General features: G+C 39.6%; 22 protein-coding genes, 2 tRNA genes and 1 other RNA gene. 7 read left to right on the forward strand and 18 right to left on the reverse strand.

Annotation, left to right across the window (positions count from 1 at the left end; all coding sequences use genetic code 11):
* The coding region (locus tag HN459_01405) for a DUF2279 domain-containing protein (GenBank protein MBT3478099.1) at positions 1-815 on the forward strand (815 nt) is incomplete at its 5' end.
* Between the two features lie 75 nt (positions 816-890).
* Here HN459_01405 and HN459_01410 read toward each other — a convergent pair.
* From HN459_01410 to queC, 5 genes are all read right to left on the reverse strand, one after another.
* Positions 891-963: transfer RNA gene (locus HN459_01410), tRNA-Lys, on the reverse strand.
* Between the two features lie 77 nt (positions 964-1,040).
* Positions 1,041-1,430 carry an NADPH-dependent 7-cyano-7-deazaguanine reductase QueF gene (gene queF / locus HN459_01415; protein ID MBT3478100.1) on the reverse strand — a complete coding sequence of 130 codons (390 nt, stop codon included), beginning with the start codon at positions 1,428-1,430 and terminating at the stop codon, positions 1,041-1,043.
* Entirely contained in the window at positions 1,423-1,785 is a 363-nt protein-coding gene (queD, locus tag HN459_01420) for a 6-carboxytetrahydropterin synthase QueD (GenBank protein ID MBT3478101.1), read from the reverse strand. The genes queF and queD overlap by 8 nt, the downstream gene beginning before the upstream one ends.
* Before the next feature lie 8 nt (positions 1,786-1,793).
* Positions 1,794-2,426 carry a 7-carboxy-7-deazaguanine synthase gene (gene queE / locus HN459_01425; protein ID MBT3478102.1) on the reverse strand — a complete coding sequence of 211 codons (633 nt, stop codon included), beginning with the start codon at positions 2,424-2,426 and terminating at the stop codon, positions 1,794-1,796.
* A 1-nt stretch (position 2,427) separates the two neighbouring features.
* Positions 2,428-3,114 carry a 7-cyano-7-deazaguanine synthase QueC gene (gene queC, locus HN459_01430; protein ID MBT3478103.1) on the reverse strand — a complete coding sequence of 229 codons (687 nt, stop codon included), beginning with the start codon at positions 3,112-3,114 and terminating at the stop codon, positions 2,428-2,430.
* A gap of 110 nt (positions 3,115-3,224) precedes the next feature.
* Here queC and HN459_01435 point away from each other — a divergent pair, with 110 nt between their 5' ends.
* Positions 3,225-3,641, forward strand: a complete 417-nt coding sequence (locus HN459_01435) for a hypothetical protein (GenBank protein MBT3478104.1) — start codon at positions 3,225-3,227, stop codon at positions 3,639-3,641.
* On the opposite strand, the gene HN459_01440 is transcribed toward HN459_01435, so the two are convergent.
* The 3 genes from HN459_01440 to HN459_01450 all read right to left on the reverse strand — a co-directional run bounded on the left by HN459_01440 (position 3,638) and on the right by HN459_01450 (position 5,630).
* The gene (locus HN459_01440) at positions 3,638-4,042 is read right to left on the reverse strand and encodes a hypothetical protein (protein MBT3478105.1); all 405 of its coding nucleotides are present in this window, start codon (positions 4,040-4,042) and stop codon (positions 3,638-3,640) included. The two genes, HN459_01435 and HN459_01440, sit on opposite strands and share 4 nt — an antisense overlap.
* Positions 4,043-4,074: 32 nt before the next feature.
* A complete protein-coding gene (locus tag HN459_01445; protein MBT3478106.1) occupies positions 4,075-5,376 on the reverse strand; it encodes an aminotransferase class V-fold PLP-dependent enzyme in 1,302 nt (433 codons plus the stop codon).
* Positions 5,377-5,557: 181 nt separating this feature from the next.
* Positions 5,558-5,630 (reverse strand) — tRNA-Lys (locus tag HN459_01450).
* A 362-nt stretch (positions 5,631-5,992) separates the two neighbouring features.
* Between HN459_01450 and ssrA the strand changes: the two genes are divergently transcribed.
* Together ssrA and HN459_01460 are read left to right on the forward strand one after the other, a co-directional pair.
* Positions 5,993-6,349: a transfer-messenger RNA gene (ssrA, locus tag HN459_01455) on the forward strand.
* A 93-nt stretch (positions 6,350-6,442) separates the two neighbouring features.
* On the forward strand, positions 6,443-6,682 hold the full coding sequence (locus HN459_01460) for a GIY-YIG nuclease family protein (protein ID MBT3478107.1): 240 nt from the start codon (positions 6,443-6,445) through the stop codon (positions 6,680-6,682).
* A 117-nt stretch (positions 6,683-6,799) separates the two neighbouring features.
* Here HN459_01460 and HN459_01465 read toward each other — a convergent pair whose 3' ends face one another.
* The 8 genes from HN459_01465 to HN459_01500 all read right to left on the reverse strand — a co-directional run bounded on the left by HN459_01465 (position 6,800) and on the right by HN459_01500 (position 13,534).
* On the reverse strand, positions 6,800-7,444 hold the full coding sequence (locus HN459_01465) for an NAAT family transporter (GenBank protein ID MBT3478108.1): 645 nt from the start codon (positions 7,442-7,444) through the stop codon (positions 6,800-6,802).
* Positions 7,445-9,070, reverse strand: a complete 1,626-nt coding sequence (locus HN459_01470; protein MBT3478109.1) for an arginine--tRNA ligase — start codon at positions 9,068-9,070, stop codon at positions 7,445-7,447. It abuts the gene before it with no gap.
* Positions 9,033-9,401, reverse strand: a complete 369-nt coding sequence (gene rsfS / locus HN459_01475) for a ribosome silencing factor (protein ID MBT3478110.1) — start codon at positions 9,399-9,401, stop codon at positions 9,033-9,035. The genes HN459_01470 and rsfS overlap by 38 nt, the downstream gene beginning before the upstream one ends.
* 37 nt (positions 9,402-9,438) lie before the next feature.
* On the reverse strand, positions 9,439-9,927 hold the full coding sequence (locus HN459_01480) for a LytR C-terminal domain-containing protein (GenBank protein MBT3478111.1): 489 nt from the start codon (positions 9,925-9,927) through the stop codon (positions 9,439-9,441).
* A gap of 77 nt (positions 9,928-10,004) precedes the next feature.
* Positions 10,005-10,469, reverse strand: coding sequence for a hypothetical protein (locus HN459_01485; GenBank protein MBT3478112.1), 465 nt, complete (start codon positions 10,467-10,469; stop codon positions 10,005-10,007).
* A 53-nt stretch (positions 10,470-10,522) separates the two neighbouring features.
* On the reverse strand, positions 10,523-11,605 hold the full coding sequence (gene mnmA / locus HN459_01490; protein MBT3478113.1) for a tRNA 2-thiouridine(34) synthase MnmA: 1,083 nt from the start codon (positions 11,603-11,605) through the stop codon (positions 10,523-10,525).
* Positions 11,598-12,713 carry a cysteine desulfurase gene (locus tag HN459_01495; GenBank protein ID MBT3478114.1) on the reverse strand — a complete coding sequence of 372 codons (1,116 nt, stop codon included), beginning with the start codon at positions 12,711-12,713 and terminating at the stop codon, positions 11,598-11,600. The genes mnmA and HN459_01495 overlap by 8 nt, the downstream gene beginning before the upstream one ends.
* Positions 12,714-12,760: 47 nt before the next feature.
* On the reverse strand, positions 12,761-13,534 hold the full coding sequence (locus HN459_01500; GenBank protein ID MBT3478115.1) for a metallophosphoesterase family protein: 774 nt from the start codon (positions 13,532-13,534) through the stop codon (positions 12,761-12,763).
* Between the two features lie 193 nt (positions 13,535-13,727).
* Between HN459_01500 and HN459_01505 the strand changes: the two genes are divergently transcribed.
* Both HN459_01505 and HN459_01510 read left to right on the forward strand, forming a co-directional pair.
* The gene (locus HN459_01505) at positions 13,728-14,717 is read left to right on the forward strand and encodes an adenosine kinase (GenBank protein MBT3478116.1); all 990 of its coding nucleotides are present in this window, start codon (positions 13,728-13,730) and stop codon (positions 14,715-14,717) included.
* 82 nt (positions 14,718-14,799) lie between these two features.
* Positions 14,800-15,900 carry a tetratricopeptide repeat protein gene (locus tag HN459_01510; protein ID MBT3478117.1) on the forward strand — a complete coding sequence of 367 codons (1,101 nt, stop codon included), beginning with the start codon at positions 14,800-14,802 and terminating at the stop codon, positions 15,898-15,900.
* A 58-nt stretch (positions 15,901-15,958) separates the two neighbouring features.
* Here the strand turns inward: HN459_01510 and HN459_01515 are convergent, their stop codons facing one another.
* Together HN459_01515 and HN459_01520 are read right to left on the reverse strand one after the other, a co-directional pair.
* A complete protein-coding gene (locus tag HN459_01515) occupies positions 15,959-16,852 on the reverse strand; it encodes a DUF58 domain-containing protein (GenBank protein ID MBT3478118.1) in 894 nt (297 codons plus the stop codon).
* 74 nt (positions 16,853-16,926) lie between these two features.
* Positions 16,927-17,907, reverse strand: a complete 981-nt coding sequence (locus HN459_01520; GenBank protein ID MBT3478119.1) for a MoxR family ATPase — start codon at positions 17,905-17,907, stop codon at positions 16,927-16,929.
* A 118-nt stretch (positions 17,908-18,025) separates the two neighbouring features.
* Here HN459_01520 and rlmN point away from each other — a divergent pair.
* On the forward strand, positions 18,026-18,955 hold a 930-nt coding region (gene rlmN / locus HN459_01525), incomplete at its 3' end, for a 23S rRNA (adenine(2503)-C(2))-methyltransferase RlmN (GenBank protein MBT3478120.1).

Genomic DNA, 18,955 nt, shown 5'->3' on the forward strand with positions numbered 1-18,955 from the left:
ACCAAATTAAATATAATCCCGATCCGAAGGCCCATTACTTTGCAATTGGTCTTCAAGGCGCCATTATACTGGGCGGTGTTTATTTCTGGAATTATTCTGATCGATGGACTGGAGAATTTGCAATCGAAAATGAAGGCATGTTTCGCAAGGATTCTTATAATGGTGGTGCTGATAAATTAGGCCATTTATATACTTGGGCATTGCTGACTCGCGCCCTGACTCATAATTATGAACGCCATGGCTTCTCCAGAAAATCGGCCGCATTTTGGGGATTTACAATCCCCGCTGTTAATGGTGTTTTTATTGAATTATTGGATGGGTATACAGATTATAATGCATCCACTGAAGATATATTATTCAATTTGATGGGTAGCGGATTGGGCGGATTTTTGTATTTACACCCCAAATTAGATGAAATGATTCATTTGGATTGGTCATATTTACCATCCAGCGATTTTAAGAAGAATGTTAAACGCGATTTTACAACCGATTATGCCGGTTCTGTTTTTACCTTAGAAGTGAATGCCAATGGGTTGCGGCAAATGATTGGAGTGGAGAGGCCATTGCCAACGGATTATTTACAAGTGGGGTTGAGTTATTATTCTCGGGGATACAGTGGCGAATCGGGAACCAATAAACAACGATTTATGGGTGTAACCTTAGGAATCAATTTCCAACAATTTTTTCGAAAGGGCAGTGCCGCGCGGACATTTGTTAAATATTATAAACTGCCTTATAGCTATGGTGGGTATTTTAAAGAATTAAATACAAATAAGATGTATATGATTTTTGGGGAGCAGGCTCATGATTACTAATAAAGATGGATTGTGCCACGGAATCAATTCAAACGTATAACAAAGATGCCCCCAAAAGGAGGCATCTTTCATCTGTGAGCCGGGTGAGACTCGAACTCACGGCCAATGGCTTAAAAGGCCACTGCTCTACCAACTGAGCTACCGGCTCTCCAAAAGGTTTGGAATCGCTTAAAAAAGCGGTGGAAAAATTAAGGTAATAATGCTGCGATTCACAGCGAAAAAGAACTAATCTATTGACCCCTCAATACATGTGGTATCAAAGCCACCGCGAGTATTGTAAATAGTCGTTATTCGGATTTTATTTGTGTCCAAAATAGTCCTCAGGTCTTCAAAAATTCGTTTGGTCGCACCCTCCTGAAAAATGCCTACATTGCGATAACTCACAAAATAATATTTAAGTGATTTCAATTCGATGCATTTATTACCCGTGGGATAATATTCAATTTTGACATAAGCTAAATCCGGGAGACCGCTGAAAGGACAGACAGCGCTGAATTCATCTGTTTCAGTTTTGATGTATTGGTTTGGGCTGTCGAATGGGAATGTTTCGAGAAAGCCAGAGTTAATCTGATCTTCTCCGTCAAATTCAAAATATTTTCCTTCTGGTTTAGCCATTTTCACCTCGATAAATACAACCTGTCGTACAAGTTTCTTTCACCTCAACAGCTGTAAGATAGGCCAAATTCGGTTTTAATCGATTCCAAATCCATTGGACCAAATTTTCGCTGGTTGGATTTTCAAGTCCTTCAATTTCATTAAGATAATGATGATCAAGTTGCTCATAAAGGGGATCAAAAGCATTTTTCACTTTAGAAAAATCTTCCACCCAACCGATAGAGGAATCCACGGGACCATCCAATGTGATTCGCACTTTAAAGGAATGACCATGGAGCCGCCGGCATTTATGGTCCTCGGGGACGTTGGGCAGCAAGTGCGCTGCTTCGAATGTGATATCTTTATAAATTTCCATTTTTGACCTTAACGTATACCCAAAAATTTATGTGTTTGAAGGCTAACTCTCCAATGGGGATATTGACGGCAATAGGATAATGTTTTGTCGGTATTTTTTTCATGATTTGGACCATCCATAGGTTGAAGGGAGAAATGATCAAAATCAAGATTTTCAAATTGTTCAGGATTACCATTGTGTTGTGGATAAACCAATTTAAGTTCGTTGCCTTGTTTCAAAATGAGTTCACTCCCGATTTTAGGACTGACACAGATCCAGTCAATGCCTTCCGGGGGGAGGATCGTCCCGTTGGTCTCGATAGCGATTTCAAATCCGAGTTTATGAAATGCGGCCACAAATTCTTTGTCCATTTGTAGTAAAGGTTCACCACCAGTGCAAACAACGTAGGGTTTTGATGATGATTCCATGGGCCATAATGCAAAAGCGTGATGGGCCAAATCTTTTGCCGTATCAAACTTCCCGCCGCCGACTCCATCGGTTCCCACAAAATCCGTATCACAAAAATTGCAGACTGCTTTCTTCCGATCTTTTTCAAGGCCAGTCCATAGATTGCATCCTGCGAACCGAAGAAATACGGCCGGCCTTCCGGAATGATACCCCTCACCCTGAATCGTGTAATACACTTCTTTAACTGAATACATATTAACTTGAATAAATTAGGGGATCAGTAAGTCCCGCTTCTTCAAATCCTTTAAGCCTAAGTTGGCAGGCATCACAATGACCGCATGAGGTGCCATTATCCATCGGATCATAACAAGAATGGGTAAGGCTGTAATCAACCCCTAATTCTATACCCATCTGAATTATCATAGCCTTGGTCAAATTAATTAATGGTGTATGAATAGTTAAGGATCCATTCCCTTCAACACCGGATTTGGTAGCTAGGTTTGCCATATTTTGGAATGATTTAATATATTCCGGGCGGCAGTCTGGATAACCACTGTAATCCAGAGCATTAACACCAATAAAAATATCATTCGCACCAATGACCTCTGCATAGGCTAACGAGAAAGAAAGAAAAATAGTATTTCGTGCCGGCACATAGGTTACAGGAATTTCATTTGATATAGCAGATTCATCCCTGTTTTTTGGTACGTCAATTTCATCAGTTAGAGCTGATCCGCCAAAAGCCCGAAGGTCAATATTGGATATAACATGATCTTTCACTCCGTGTGCTTGGGCAACTGCCCGGGCAGAATTCAATTCAAATTCATGGCGCTGGCCATAACGAAACGAAAGGGCATAAGGGGCAAAACTATTTTGCTTTGCCATGGCTAAGCATGTGGCAGAATCCAATCCACCTGATAATAATATGACTGCTTTTTTCATTTTTACGTCAAAAAGAGGCAAAGAAATTACGCAAAATTACTATTTTGAAACCAAATTCAGATTCACTTATTTTCTCAATACTATTCTTACCGTGGAGAGCAAATTACATTATGAAAAAATGGATATTATTACTGGGCCTTTTCATTGGCTGCCAAGAGAACAAAGAACCATTTGATGAGGAACTTCCAAAGTTTGAGTTGGATAAAATTGTTGTCCTTAAGGAAGGTGGCGATTTTGGTTCACCAATAACCTATTCTTTATCATTCACGGGAAATCTTATTAATCTTACCGATAATGTATTTAAATCGTTTAGACAACAAATGCTATTTACTGCAGCGAATGGTAACCAGATTAATGGTCAAATTTCCCTGCCAATGTTCAGATGGCTATGCCCATATGATACCTTATATTCTGGTGGTAAATCAGATAATTTTGAAGAAAGCTATATTGATTCTATTGTTTCATTTAAAGGGATCGACGATGGATTGATAATTGTCTATGGCGAAGGGAACGAGTGTGATAATTAGGGTTTTTGGGCCACCATCATAATTTCCACCAATGCATCCTTGGGGATACGCGCCACTTCGATCACAGCCCTCGCGGGCGGACTTTCACCAACATATTTCGCATATACAGCATTCATAGATTTATAATGATTTAGATTCGATAAGTAAACTTGCGTTTGCACTACATCGTCGAAATCAAAACCCGCTTCTAATAAAACAGCTTCCAAATTTTGCATGACGCGATGGGTTTGGATTTCAATCCCACCATCAACCAATTTTCCCGATTTAGGATCGAGGGCAATTTGACCCGCTAAGTATAAAGAATTATTTACCTGAATTGCTTGAGAATAAGGTCCAATGGCATTAGGCGCACTACCAGTTGAAATCACCTGCTTTTTTGGGGCTGATTCACATCCTATCATTGCAAGGATACAGATGATGGCAATGAGACGCATCATACATCCACACCATTCTTCAGAATATCTTCCATTGCATCTGAGAATCGATCAATCTCTTCGATTGTCGTATACACATGAGGTGTCACACGACATCCGCTGAATTCCTTATGGTTAATCGCCACTACAAATATGCGATATTTTTTCCATAAATGTTTGGCTACATCAGAAGTTTCTATCCCTTCAATTTGAACAGTGGCAATGGCACAACCTTTTCCAGGTTTTAGACTGGTATGCAGCTTGATTCGATCGTGTTTTAAAAGGCGTTTAGCCCAACGATCCCTGAGATAGTTTAATCGCTCTTCTTTATTTTTACTGCCAATTCCTTGATGAAAAGTAAGTGCATCTCCAATGGCTAAATAGTTAGCAGCAGGATGCGTTCCAATCTCTTCAAATTTCCGAATATCATCTTTCCCACATTTATTGGATGCTTGGAGAGGCCAGAGTCCAGCAACCTTTTCTTTTCGGACATATAACATGCCTGTCCCGTGAGGCGCACATAACCATTTGTGAAGACTGGTGGCATAATAATCACAATCCAGATCATTAATATCAAAATCAAAATGGGCGAATGTATGGGCGCCATCCACAATAACCGGAATGTCATACTTGCGTGCCATAGTTACTACTTTTTTCACCGGCAGGATTTGCCCAGTTAGGTTAATCATGTGGCACATGAGAATCATTTTTGTTTTGGGTGTAATATTTTTTTCAAACAATCGGACAATTTCGTTATCATTATCAGCCGGTACAGGAATCTTAAATTGTTTCATTACAATCCCGTCGCGGCATTCCCGTTGCTTAAATGTATTAATCATGCGGCCATAATCTTGTGTGGTGGTTAGAACTTCATCACCGGATTTCAAGTCAATTCCGTTCTGGCATATTTGAAGTCCTTCCGATGCATTCCGTGTAAGTGCGATTTCCTCAGGGTCACATTTAAAGGCTCTAGCAAGCCGTCGCCGAACCGGTTCACGCTGGGGCTCTAATATGCGCCACATCGAATAAGCAGGTGATGTATTTGAAAAATCCAGATGTCGTTTCATGGCATTCTGGACCACAGTAGGTGAAGGACTAACGCCACCATTATTTAGATTAATCATACTACGATCGGCGGTGTATCCCTGTTGTATCTCGCGCCAGTAGGATTCATCCCTGGCAATGGATTTTGAGTCACCCGTTGCACTCTTAATCTTGGAAATAGCTTTGGCCATTAGGGCAGGATTTGTCATCATTACTGAAGCAACAGCAGTTGGTTTTGCGATTGCGCCTAAAAATTGGCGGCGATCTAATTTGTTCATGATCCCTCCTTCATAAGGATATGGTATTAACAAGGGGGTAAGTTTAACGCTGGTTTGTTTAAATTGCAAATTGGGGACGGTTTAAATAAAAAGTGCCCGCGGGAGGATTATCCTGCACCTTTACGGGGTGGGGAACCCTCGATCAAGTGATTATGACTTGGCCTACTTCCGATGAGAATTGTGACCCTGGAAGGACTCGAACCTTCAACCAATAGCTTAAGAGGCTACTGCTCTACCAATTGAGCTACAGGGCCAAGGAGTTTACCTATCAGGGAGCTTCATGGGCAAAAAATTGAGTGCGAAATTATGTTAATTATTGAGGGTGAACAAAATAAAATTAATTACTTAAAGTTATACTTTAAGTCTTGCAAAAAAGGTGCAAAAAACAAAGAATCGCTATTGCTTCCAATTTTTCCATGCCATTATATTTGGGGGCCTCTTTGGCAGGATTCATGTATGAATTCAGACAAAAGAGGTTGGCAAGTAGAAAAAGTGATAGGGTTCTGGGTTGGCGTTCAGAGCCTTAATTTTGGAGATAGCCGTAGCATTTTCATTAAGCATGAAGATCTGCGGCATTTCCTTTTTTGGGAGTAAATTCCCAATGATTTTTGAAAATGGGGGCGATCGGTTTCGACGGGATATGCGTTACGATAGATGGCATGTCGAGGTCCAGGAATCTCGTTAATCACCTGGAAAAACCATAAATGCCGATTACGGCTACATGGCCGCTGCTTAATTAATTAAGCTGGCCCGTCCAGGATTTGGTGCGCCTATGGCCAGATCTAAGGACGTCAATTTCATAGGCTGGTTCTGATTGTTGTCTGTGATATCAGAATAAGACATTAACAGACTTTGCCCAATATGGTTGTGTCAGCGGAACAGTATTGGGTAAGCTTAATCCGATTGACTAAACATGTAGATGTTTATCGAGATTCTATTTCGGACGGGAGTTCGATTCTCCCCGCCTCCACTTCATTTAAGCGAACATGTTCGCTTTTATTCCGTTCCGGCGGGTAAACCCGCCATCCACAAAGTTTTTTGATGGGTGTGGAGCAATTTCAAAATAATGAATATAGTTCTTTATATATTGAAAAGTAAAGCGTCGTCAATGCGCTATATTGGTATCACTAATAATTTACAAAATCGAATTAAACGACATCGTATAAATCAATCCGTCCTGAAAAGAATGCTTGGTGAATTTGAATTAATCTATACGGAAGATTACTCGGATTATAAGTCCGCTCGTAAAAGAGAAAAATATTTTAAAAGCGGTGTAGGTAGAGAATGGATGAATAAAAATCTTTAAGTTCGATTTTTATCCGCCGAAGGCGGGCTCCCAACCAGCCATCGGCTGGTAAGCCTCCACTCTGTATTTTTGAAAATCCAAAAATACATCGTTCCGGCGGGTAAACCCGCCCATATTTTATAATCTATTAAAAATTGTTTCTACACCGTTTATGATAAATTGAACGGCAATGACCATGAGGATTAGTCCCATGATTCGCTGGATTACTCTCATTCCTGTCAGGCCGATCTTTTTACCCAATCCATCTCCGGCTCTTAAAATATAATAGAAAACCGTCATGGTGACTAATACAGCCAAAAGCAAGGTGCCGATACTATAGTCAGAAGGTGTCTGCCCGGATAAAAGCATCACACCTGTAATGGCTCCCGGCCCTGTGATTAGGGGAACACCGATAGGGCTAATGGCTATTTCATCCGATTCCTTAAATTCTTCACGCTCAGATTCGGTAGTTCTGGTTCGTCCTACCTTTGCCTCAAGCATCCGCAGTCCACTTCTAAAAAATAAAATACCACCCATGATTTGAAACGCTTCTACAGTAATACCATATAATTTGAAAATGATGGATCCCAAAAAAGTAAATACAACTAATGTAACAGTTCCTGTCATGATGCCTTTTTTTGCTATTCGAATTCGATCTTTTTTAGAAAAACGATCAGTCATGACGACAAAAATCGGTGTAATGCCCAGTGGATTTACTAATGTAAACAAGGTGGAAAGGCATAAGAGCAAGAATTGAAGTTCGGTGTCTAAGAGAATGTTCATTTACATTCTTTCTGGAGCCGATAACCCCAATAGATCTAAGCCATTTGCTATCACAGTTCTTGTGGCACTAACCAATGCAATTCTTGCACTAGACAATGCGATATCATCTGTAATGACACGACATTCTGAATAAAATTTATGAAACCGATTAGCTGTATCATGCAAATAAATTGAAATGGTTTGTGGTTCTAGAGATTGAAGTGCATTTTCAACGATTGCAGGAAATTTCTCCAGTCTTTTTAATAGTCTGACTTCAACAGGGTTATTCAATAATTTCGGATCATATTCCGATTGGATTGAAAAACCCATTGCATCCCCATGTTTTATGATATTACAAATTCGAGCATGAGCATATTGCAAATAAAATACGGGGTTTTTTTCAGACTGGTCTGCAGCCAAATCTAGATCAAAGTTTAAATGGGAATTCATACCACGCATTATAAAAAAGAATCTTACCACATCAGCGCCCACTTCGTCTACCAATTCATTCATGGTAACAAAATTGGCTTTTCTAGTCGACATTTTAACTTTTTCACCACCACGCAGCAAGGTTACAAATTGATATAATAGAACACGTATATGATCAGTCTTTAATCCGAGTGCTTCCAGAGCTAATAAAACATCAGGGTATGTATCTGCATGATCAGCGCCAAAAACATCAATTATCAAGTCAAAGCCACGATTGATCTTATCTCGATGATAAGCAGTGTCCGGAACGCGATATGTAGGCTCACCAGTACTTTTAATATAGACTCGATCCTGCTCCTTACCCAATGCTGTGGATCGAAACCAAGTGGCTCCATCTTTTTCATAAATGAGGTCTTTGGTTTTTAATTCCTCAAGAAATCGGTCGATTTCACCATTTTCATAAAATGTTTTTTCATTGGTGAATTGATCAAAATGAATTCCAAGCATTAACAGACTTTTTTCAATGTCGGCAAAAATAGCCTTTTCCGCCTGGGCCTTGAAGCGGCCATCCTTCGAAAGAAGTTTGTTCCCAAATTCATCTATAACTGTTTGCGCTATATCCTTTATATAATTGCCTTCGTATCCATCTTCCGGGAATTCAGAATTTTTTCCTAAGATCTCAAAATACCGCGCTTCAACCGATTGTCCCAGTATCCTCATTTGTCGACCCGCATCATTAAAATAATATTCACGGGTCACGTCATAGCCATTCCATTCTAGGATATTTGAAATAGTATCCCCAAGGACAGCATTACGGCCATGACCCACTGTAAGCGGTCCTGTAGGGTTTGCGCTTACAAACTCAACATTGGCTTTTTTGCCCTCACCCGTTCGACCTCGACCAAAATTATTATTGGATAAAATTTTGGATAATACTTGGTGGTAATAATTAATCCCAATCTTAAAATTGAGAAATCCTGGAGGTGTAACAGAAACTTCTTCTATTAATCCATCAGGAAGATTTAATCCATTTTTAATATCATTGGCAATTTGTATCGGATTTTTTTGCGCATCTTTGGCGAGTGTTAATGCAACATTGGTAGAAAGGTCTCCAAAATCCGGATTGTTTGGGGGAGATAGTTTGATGTCCCGCTCCGGCAAACCAAGAGCGGTAAGAGAATCAGTCAGCGCTTGGATTAGCTGTGATAAAATCGTCATCGTTGTATTCAATTATTGGGGCATCAGCCCACAGTTTTTCAATATTATAATAATTTCGTTCAGTTGTGCGAAATATGTGTACAATCACATCAATGTAATCAAGCAATACCCAATTCAATTGTTGATAGCCTTCAATTCGAATTGGTTTATGATCAGTGTTTCTCCGAATAGAGTCGGAAATTGCTTTAACCTGGACATCCGTATCAGCAGAACAAATGACAAAATGGTCGGTAATGCTTGTGAGATCCTTTACCTCAATACTCAGGACATGGTCCGCTTTTTTATCTAAGGAGAGTTGCGCAATTTGTGCCGCCAAATCACTTGAAGTGATAGGGGGAGAAGAAGAAGAATTAGTCAAAATAAATAAATTAGTTTTTTAAATAAGATTGAATCGAAGTGATCGAAGAATAATCTTTTCCAATAATCAAAGTCAGGTCTACATCAAGGTTCGGATCGGCAGAAGTGATGACCTGAGCAGGATTTTCAATATCAAACCCTAGTGCTGCGGCCACTTGTTTCAATCCCTCAATATTTTCATTTCGTTGGATTAGGATAGTTTGCTCATATTCAAAATGATCAGCATTTTCAGAACGGACAACATCCACTCGATTCTTCCTTAATAATTCAGAAAATTTTGCAGCCAAACCCGGTTCCCCGCAACCATTTAATATTTCAATTTCAATATCCAAAACGGGGTTAGCATCATAAACATCTACGGCCAATTTTGGAGTATTAGGCATGGATGGGAATTTTACTTCAATAGGTACACCGCTTTGCGTTTGTCGTCCTGAAAAAGAAAAAATGAAGGCAACTAACAAAAGGGATAGGATTGCAATTCCGGAATTAACAAGTCCCATACGTTGTGCCTTTCCCCGGGATTTTTTACGGGGAGTGGAAAATAATTTGAATGATTTACGACGTTTTAACTTGGTCACTAGCGTGTATGATATAAGCTAGAGTAGGGTCTGGCATAGCCATACCGGGGATAATTATTCATGCTAAATTTCACAAAAAGATTTTCAGTTGGTTGATAATCGAGGCTGGCGCCATAATATAGTTGAGAACCGCCCAACCCATTTTTAGCATATGGGTTGATCCCGCCAAGGGGGGAGGCTAGACTAAATTGAGTAGAAAGCTTAAGGTTGTCCCTTACCATATAATTCATTTGATTTGTATAAGCACCTACTGTCATGGATTGGCCACCCATGTTCGACATACTCATTCCAAAGCTGTGATACATGGAAAAACGATTTATATCCAGGAGGGATAATCCCTGGGCATGTGAGAGCCCTTGGCTATTCACAGGAATACCTGGTGACGGCAAGTCTGAACGAAATTGTCCAAATGCTAATGCCGAAAAAATAGCAAGTGTTGTTATTTTTTTAATTAAGGGCTTCATAAGTACATATAAAATACAAAGAAATGATAGTATTTGTTCCAGCCATTTTTTAATTAATTGCGACCTTTGATAATTCCCCCACCGAGGCATTCATCGCCTAGATAAAAAACAATGGATTGTCCAGGTGTAATGGCGAATTGTGGTTGATCAAACTTTACGGAGAATGAATCAGAGGTAAGTTCGGTAATCTCACATTTTTGGTCACTTTGGCGATAACGAATTTTTGCGTACAATCCTTCAAAATCATCTGGTGGCGTGGCGCCGGTCCAATGGATTTGATCAGCTGATAAATGTTGATGAAAAAGAGCAGGATGATCATGACCTTGGGCCACGATCAGCGTATTTTGATCCAGATCTTTTTCAGCCACGAACCAGGGCGCTTCTTTTTCACCATAGCCGCCGCCGATTCCTAATCCCTTACGCTGACCCATAGTATAATACATAAGGCCATCATGCTCTCCACAAACTTGGCCATTAATTGTTTTCATTTTCCCCGGTTTAGTAGGAATATATTTTTTAAGAAAATCTTTAAAGAATTTTTGTTCACCAATAAAACATACACCAGTACTGTCTTTTTTGGCATGATTAATCAATCCTGAATCTTGCGCTAATTTTCTCACATTTATTTTTTCAATTTCACCAATGGGGAACATACTTTTTGAAAGAGCTTTCTGCCCGAGTAAATAAAGAAAATAACTTTGATCTTTTCCTGGATCGAGACCTTTCAATAATTTGAATTGACCATTTGATTCATCAATCCTGGCATAATGCCCTGTGGCTATTTTGTCCGCGCCCAATTCAATTGAGTAATCTAAAAAGGCTTTAAATTTCACTTCCCGGTTACAAAGGACATCAGGGTTGGGTGTACGTCCTTTGGCATATTCATCTATAAAATATTGGAAGACACCGTCCCAATATTCTTTGGCGAAATTAACACTACGAAGTGGCAAATTTAAATGATCGCAAACGGCAAGTGCATCCTTATAATCTTCTTCCGCAGTACAATTTTCATCATCATTGCCTTCCCAGTTTTTCATGAATACACATTCTACATCGTAGCCTTGTTGTTGAAGAAGCAGTGCAGTAACGGAGCTATCTACACCGCCGCTAATGCCCACAATGATAGGTTTACCCATGGGTGATTGAATCAAGCACCTGGGCTAGCCCAAGCACCTCTTCTTCTGTATTTCCTCGGCCAAGACTAATGCGGAGGGTGGATATATTTTGATTATCTGGAATTCCCATTGCTTTCAATACTTCCGATGGTTTCACGGATCCAGCACCACAGGCGGAACCGCTAGAAACTTCAATCCCTTTTCGGTCCAATTTTGCCAAAAGGATATCGCTTTTTTCACCGGGGAATGAAACGCTGATTACGCCGGGGATATGATGTTTGGGACAACCATTAATTTTAACGTGGGGGCATACAATTTTAAGGTTCTTTAATAATACTGCTTCTAATTCCTCTAAATGATGCATCCGCTTTGACAAATTCTTTGAGGCTAGCCGTACAGCTTCGCCAAGCCCGGCTATACCTGGGACATTCTCAGTACCTGCCCGGAGATTACTTTCTTGTCCTCCGCCTATGATGAGTGAATTGAGTTGGGCGCTTTTTCTTTTATACAAAAAGCCCACACCCTTAGGACCATAAAATTTATGAGCGGAAAAACTCAAGTAATCAGCTTCAATTTCTTTTACGGATAAGGGTATTTTACCCAAAGCCTGAACTGTGTCCGAATGAAAAGGGATTCCAGCAGAATGGGCAGTTTCTAATAGAGTCTTGATGGGTTGTATTGAACCAACTTCATTATTTACCATCATGATAGAAATCAAACCGGTATTCGGTTGAATGGCATTCTGGAGGTTTTCGTTATTCACTCGCCCGTGGCCGTTTACAGGAAGGACGGAATAGGTGATTCCATATGGGGCGAGTTTTTGAAGCACTTTTAATACGGCAGGATGTTCAACTGCAGAAGTAATTACATGTTTTTTATCTGATTGCGTTAGGGACCACATTACCAGATTATTACCTTCGGTTCCGCTACCGGTAAAAATAATTTCAGAAGCGTTTGCCCCTATGGCAGAAGCAATTTGTCTACGAGCATCCTCAATTATAGATTTGGATTTTCTACCAGAAGAATGTGTACTGGATGGATTTCCGTAATGGGTGCTGGAAACTTCATTCATTTTTTTCAATACATCGGGATGAATGGGCGTTGTTGCACTATGGTCGAAATATGGCATGATACTTTATTTTTAAGAAAGAGAAATTAAGGGGAAAGGGTCAGACCTTAAAGGTCGTTTCGAATCGAAGCATAGCGTACAGTATTTTGTAAATTCGTATAAAAAGGTGGTTGTCGTTTTTCCAATAAATCAATGGTAGCTGACTTGTTGTAATCGAATCTAACAACATCCCAACTGTATGAATCTCCAACAGTAAGAAAAGCTACAGCTCCACGTGGGTCTTCATCAAATGGCAATCCGGTGGCACCTTGGCAAAGAATCGTCAAATTTTCTTTTGTTTCATTGCGTGGTGTATGAACATGGCCATGAACAAATACATATTTTTCAATTTGCGGATGGGCCTTGGCCACATGATTGCGCCAGGCTAAGGCTTCATCCATGGAAGGCGGCATGTCATCTCGTTGATACCAAGCATGGGTGAATTCAACCAAAGTGTTTCCAATCATTTCACGATGGGCAATATGCATAGCTGAACAAAATTCAACCCCCGCCGTACCCAATTCATTTGCTGTCCATTCCTCATTCGCCACAATGGCTTGGCAAATAGGATCATCCGGGGACATTCCTTCAAGGTTTGGCCTTTCTTGAGTCCAGAGTTTTTCCAGTAAATACCTATCGTGATTTCCACGGATAAAAATACAGTCAGGGATAGATTGTAAAGTTTCTAATGTCTCCGTTGGATCGGGCCCGAGGGCAAAACAATCCCCAAGACACATGATTTGGTCAATATTATCCCGATCATTAATGATAGAGACAGCCGTTTTCAACGATTCTATATTAGAATGAATATCGGTGATTATTGCAAAGGTTTTCGAGCCCATAGTCTCTGAATATACATGGCCTTTTCTAAAGAGGTCAAGCCTTTAACCATCGGAAATAAGAACTATTATATCGTCCAAACATCAGGCCAAAACTGCCTTGTGCCATAATAAGAATGGCCAGTAAAATCTGCCTGTAATAAATTAAGTTATTTGATTCTAATAAACCGCTTTTAAGAAAAGAATCCTTCAAAACATGAATTCCAATAGACCAAAGATTTATGGTATTGGCAACCCCTTGATCGATGTTGTTATATCTGCAAAAGACGATGATATTAATGCACTTGGCCTTGATAAGGGCGTAATGCATCTCGTAGATGAAGATCGTCAAAAAGAGATACTTGATTATTTTAAAGATAGTTCGGTCATTTACCACCCTGGCGGTTCTGCCCCCAATACTCTTTTAGCTTGTGCTGGATTGGGTGTATCGGCCCTAATTGCTGGAAAGATTGGCAAAGATCATTTTGGAGATGTTTATACTCAACAAGCAAAGGAGTTTGGTGTTATATCCGGATTGGTTAAAGGGAATGGTTCAACGGGATCCAGTATCATTTTAGTAACACCCGATGGTGAAAGAACAATGAATACCCATTTAGGCATGTGTCGTGAATTTTCTGAAGATGACATAGATGGCAATCAATTGGCTTATGCAAAATTCTTTTATTTCACAGGATATATGTGGGACACAGAATCCCAAAAGTCAGCCATTATTTCGGCAATTTCAATTGCAAAGAAAAATGATATAAAAATCGTATTTGATGTGGCCGACCCCTTCGCTGTTAATCGTAATAAGGATGAATTTCTAACTATGATTCAAAATGATGTAGATCTAGTATTTGCAAATCAATCTGAACTGGCCATTTTATTTGAAACTGATGATTATAAAAAATCAGCCGATTTATTAGGGGAAATTGTCCAAATGGCGGGAATAAAATTAGGGAAAAAAGGATCGTTGGTAATAAACAATGGGGAACAATCTATTTCACCTCCAAGACCTATAACAGCAGTTGATTCTACTGGTGCCGGAGATATGTATGCTGCCGGTTTCTTAACAGCCTTATCCAATGGTTGCGACAGCTTTCGCGCGGGTGAAATAGGTGGTTATTTGGCAGAAGAGATTATTCAAGGACCGGGTGCACAATTTGAGATTAACAAAATGAAAGAATTTAAAACCACTCTATTTTAACTATTATTTTACCATCATAATTTTCCCTCTGCTCTTAGCCCTTGAAAAGAGGAAGGAAATCCTATAAATTCTTAAGATATTTTTGACAAAAATTATAGAGGAATCCATGTTTAAAAAGCATACAAAACAATTATTTTACACCGGACTCATTTCCTTAATCGTTTGGGGATGTGGAAGTTCCGCAGAGTATACCACCGCAAAAATGGCAATTGACAGAGAAGACTGGACTAAAGCAGAAGAATTTTTAATTAAAGCATTAGAAGTCGAACCTGAAAATCCTGAAGTATTAATTCAGCTTGGTTACCATGTTCATGCAAAAAAAGGCGAATGGGTTAAAATGAATGAAATGTTTGATCGAGCGATTGCAATAGACCCTGAGAAAAAGATTCTTAAAGTTAGTCGCCCAGTAAAAGAAATGGTTAAAAATTATAGAGGAATGTTTTGGGCGAATAATTATAATGATGCTGTTCGGAAGTTTAATGAATATAAAGGATCTAAAGATAAAGCAGTATTAGCGGAAGCAATAAACATGTTTGAAGCAACTACGACCATAGATCCTTCTGAAGGTCAAACATTCTCGATTCTTGCCACATCCTATTATGAAGCAGGAAATTCTGAAAAAGCAATTGAATATGCTAGTAAAGCGGCTGAAATGATGCCCGACGACTTTCAGGCAAATTTTGCAGTAGGACAAATTCTCTCTGTAACTGGGGATAAAGAAGCTGCATTATCCTACATTAAAAAGGCGACGGAATTAGACCCGTCCAGCACTCATGCTATTCGCCAATTGGCAACCATCTATTATGAATTGGATCAGAAAGAAAAATCGGTTGAAACCTTTGAGGCTGCCATTAAAACAGAAACAGATAAAATGTTAAAATCCGATCTGTACTTTAACCTTGGTGTTTTAAATATGCAGTTGAATAATTTTCAGGAAGCTGAAGACGCTTTTCTGTCAGCATTTGATTTGAACCCTGAAGATACAGAAGCATTGGTTGGTATGGCACAGACTTTTGAAAATGCCGAAAAATGGCGTCGGGCCTCAAAATTTTACCGTGAATTAATTACCCTTGATCCAGAAAATGCTGAACATTATAAAGGAATGGCGCGAGTGTTAATTAAACAAGGCGATCCGGATGGTGCTACCCGTTATTATAATAAAGCAAAAAAATTAGGTGGATAATTACCACTCGTAATTTAAATTTTTGATTGTAAAGCCCCCCAGAAATGAGGGGCTTTTTTTATCCAGTTTTCTGTCGTTTATTCAAATATTTGTTGAGAGCCTTATCCAAAGGCTGATCCGTAAATAACGGTACATAATCGATTTTTTGATTACGGCATCCCAGTTGGTATTTCCGTTGGAATGATTTAATTAAACTCTGGTAATCCGATCGAATATGCCAAGGCTCAGTGGTGATTGTTTCACCTGTTTCGAGATCTCGAAATTTTGTTCGGTTGCCAAACTGAAAATCATGTTCCTGACGATCCAACAAATGGAATACAATCATTTCTTGTTTATTATGACGAAAATGATTCAGTCCCATGAGCACCTGTTCAGGCTCATCCATTAGGTCAGAAATTAAAATAACCAGTCCACGTTTTTTGATGCGTTCTGCCATTTGATCTAAGGTGGGGCGAATTTTTGTATCATTCCCCGATTGAATATTATCAAGGGCACCCATAATAATATTGGCATGAGAGGCAGCAGCCCTTGGCGGAATGAACTTATTGATTTTTTCATCGAATAAGACAAGGCCCATTCCGTCTCTTTGATTCAGCATTAAGTGGGTCAGGGCGGCTGATAAGTAACTGGCATATTCCAGTTTTGTAACTGTGCCGCTAGTATAAGTCATGGATTGACTGGTGTCGAGCAAAATGTAGGATCGTAGATTCGTTTCTTCTTCATAGCGTTTCACATAGTACCGATCCGTTTTGCCATACAATTTCCAGTCGATGTGCCGAATTTCATCGCCGTGCCCATAAGCCCTGTGTTCAGCAAATTCTACACTGAATCCGTGATATGGACTTTTGTGTTGGCCAATTAAATAACCTTCAACAACAAGCCGAGCCCGGAGGGCCATGTTATCCAATTTAGCCACCATTTTCGGGTCGAGGTATTTTCGTTTATCGATCATTTGATTGTAGAGTTAAAGTGTTCGGGTGTTAGGGTTTTCAATTGACAATATCTTTACGGTAACACAATAAAATTTTAGCTCGCTAATAATTTTAATATAATATCATCCACACTCAAGCCTTCCGCTTCTGCATTAAAGTTGGTCAGGACCCGATGACGTAGGATAGGCAATGCAAGTGCTTTTACATCATCAATATCAGCAGTGGGGCGGCCGTCAAGAATAGCTCTTGTCTTGGCACCCAGAATCAAATATTGTGAAGCCCTTGGACCGGCGCCCCAATCAATCCATTCATTTATAAAATCAGGTGAACCATCACCGGGACGTGTAGAACTAACAAGGTCCACGGCATATTCTATGACATTTTCTGCCACGGGTACACGCCGGACTAATCCCTGAAATTCTAGGATCTCATCCCGAGAGATTACTTTATTTAAATTGGTATCGCTGCCAGCTGTAGTGGTTTGAACAATGGCTACTTCATCTTCGCGGGTTGGGTAGTCAATTAAAATATTAAACATGAAGCGATCTAATTGAGCTTCGGGAAGAGGGTAGGTGCCCTCCTGCTCAATGGGGTTTTGAGTGGCTAATACGAAAAAGGGTTCCTCTATATCATAGGTATTTCCGGCCGCGGTAACTTTATGTTCCTGCATGGCCTCCAACAATGCCGCTTGTGTTTTCGGTGGTGTACGATTTATCTCATCCGCCAGGATAATATTGCCAAAGATTGGTCCTTTAAAAAATCGAAATCCACGTTTGCCCGTTGCTTGGTCTTCTTCAATCACTTCTGTACCGGTAATATCACTTGGCATTAGATCGGGTGTAAACTGAATTCGGCTAAAATTTAAATCGAGCAATTCAGCCATAGATTTGATCATAAGTGTCTTGGCTAATCCGGGGACACCGACGATGAGTGTATGTCCTTTGCATAAAAGCGCAATCAGAATATGATCTAAGACATCCTTTTGTCCGATGATGGATTTGCCAATCTCGTTAAAGAAACGGCTTTTCATATCGGCTAATTTTTCTAATAATTGTAAATCAGTTTGGTTTTCCATCAGAATCCTTGAATAAATATTTGGAGGAATAAAATGAGGCGAAAAATTACAGTTTGCCTCTCGATGAAACAATGAGAATGTCTTGTGAGACTAATTGTGCTGATGGAAATTCCCAGCCATGTCCGAGACGAAAAATATCACACAACAATCTTATCTAGAACTGGACGCTGATAAGTTTAGTTCCATCTTGGCTGAATTGGGGGAATCACAATTTCGTTCTCAGCAAATTGACAATTGGTTATATGAACATAATGTAGCCGCTTGGGATGAAATGGAAAATATTCCCCAATCTTTACGAGATGAACTCAAAAAAAGATTACCACTCCATCCATTGGAGATTGATCAAATTATTGGTTCTGATCCCAAACAAACTCAAAAATTTTTATTTAAAATGCAAAGTGGTAACCGCATTGAATCTGTTCTCATGCATGAAAAGAATCGAACGACGGTTTGTATTTCCAGCCAAGTAGGTTGTGCCGTGGATTGTAAATTTTGTGCTACTGCTTCCATGGGATTCATTCAAAACTTAAGTACTGGAGAGATTGTGGATCAGGTCATTCATCTACAAAGTTTCTCAGAAAATCCCATTACAAATGTGGTTTTTATGGGGATGGGTGAGCCATTTTTAAATTATAGTCGTGTAATTGAAGCAGCAAAAATTCTAAATGAAAAAATGGGATTTGGTGCCCGACGAATTACTATTTCAACGGCGGGTATTATATCTAAAATTCGTCAAATGGCTGATGAGAATCATCAATTTAAGTTAGCCATCAGTCTGAATGCATCTAATGAAAAAAGCAGGATCAAGATCATGCCTATAACGAAGACTAATTCTTTAGCTTCCTTAATTGAATCTGCTCGATATTATTATCAAAAGACGCGTCGTTTTATCACATTTGAATATGTACTTCTTCGCGGAATAAATGATTCCCCGGAGGATGGAATCCGTCTTATTGAAATGCTCCAATCATTGCCTTGTAAAGTAAATGTGATTCCCTATAATGAAATTGGCGGTGTTTATACTCGGCCAGAAGAAAGTGTAATTCAT

This window comes from Candidatus Neomarinimicrobiota bacterium (assembly GCA_018647265.1).
Lineage (GTDB): Bacteria > Fidelibacterota > Marinisomatia > Marinisomatales > TCS55 > TCS55.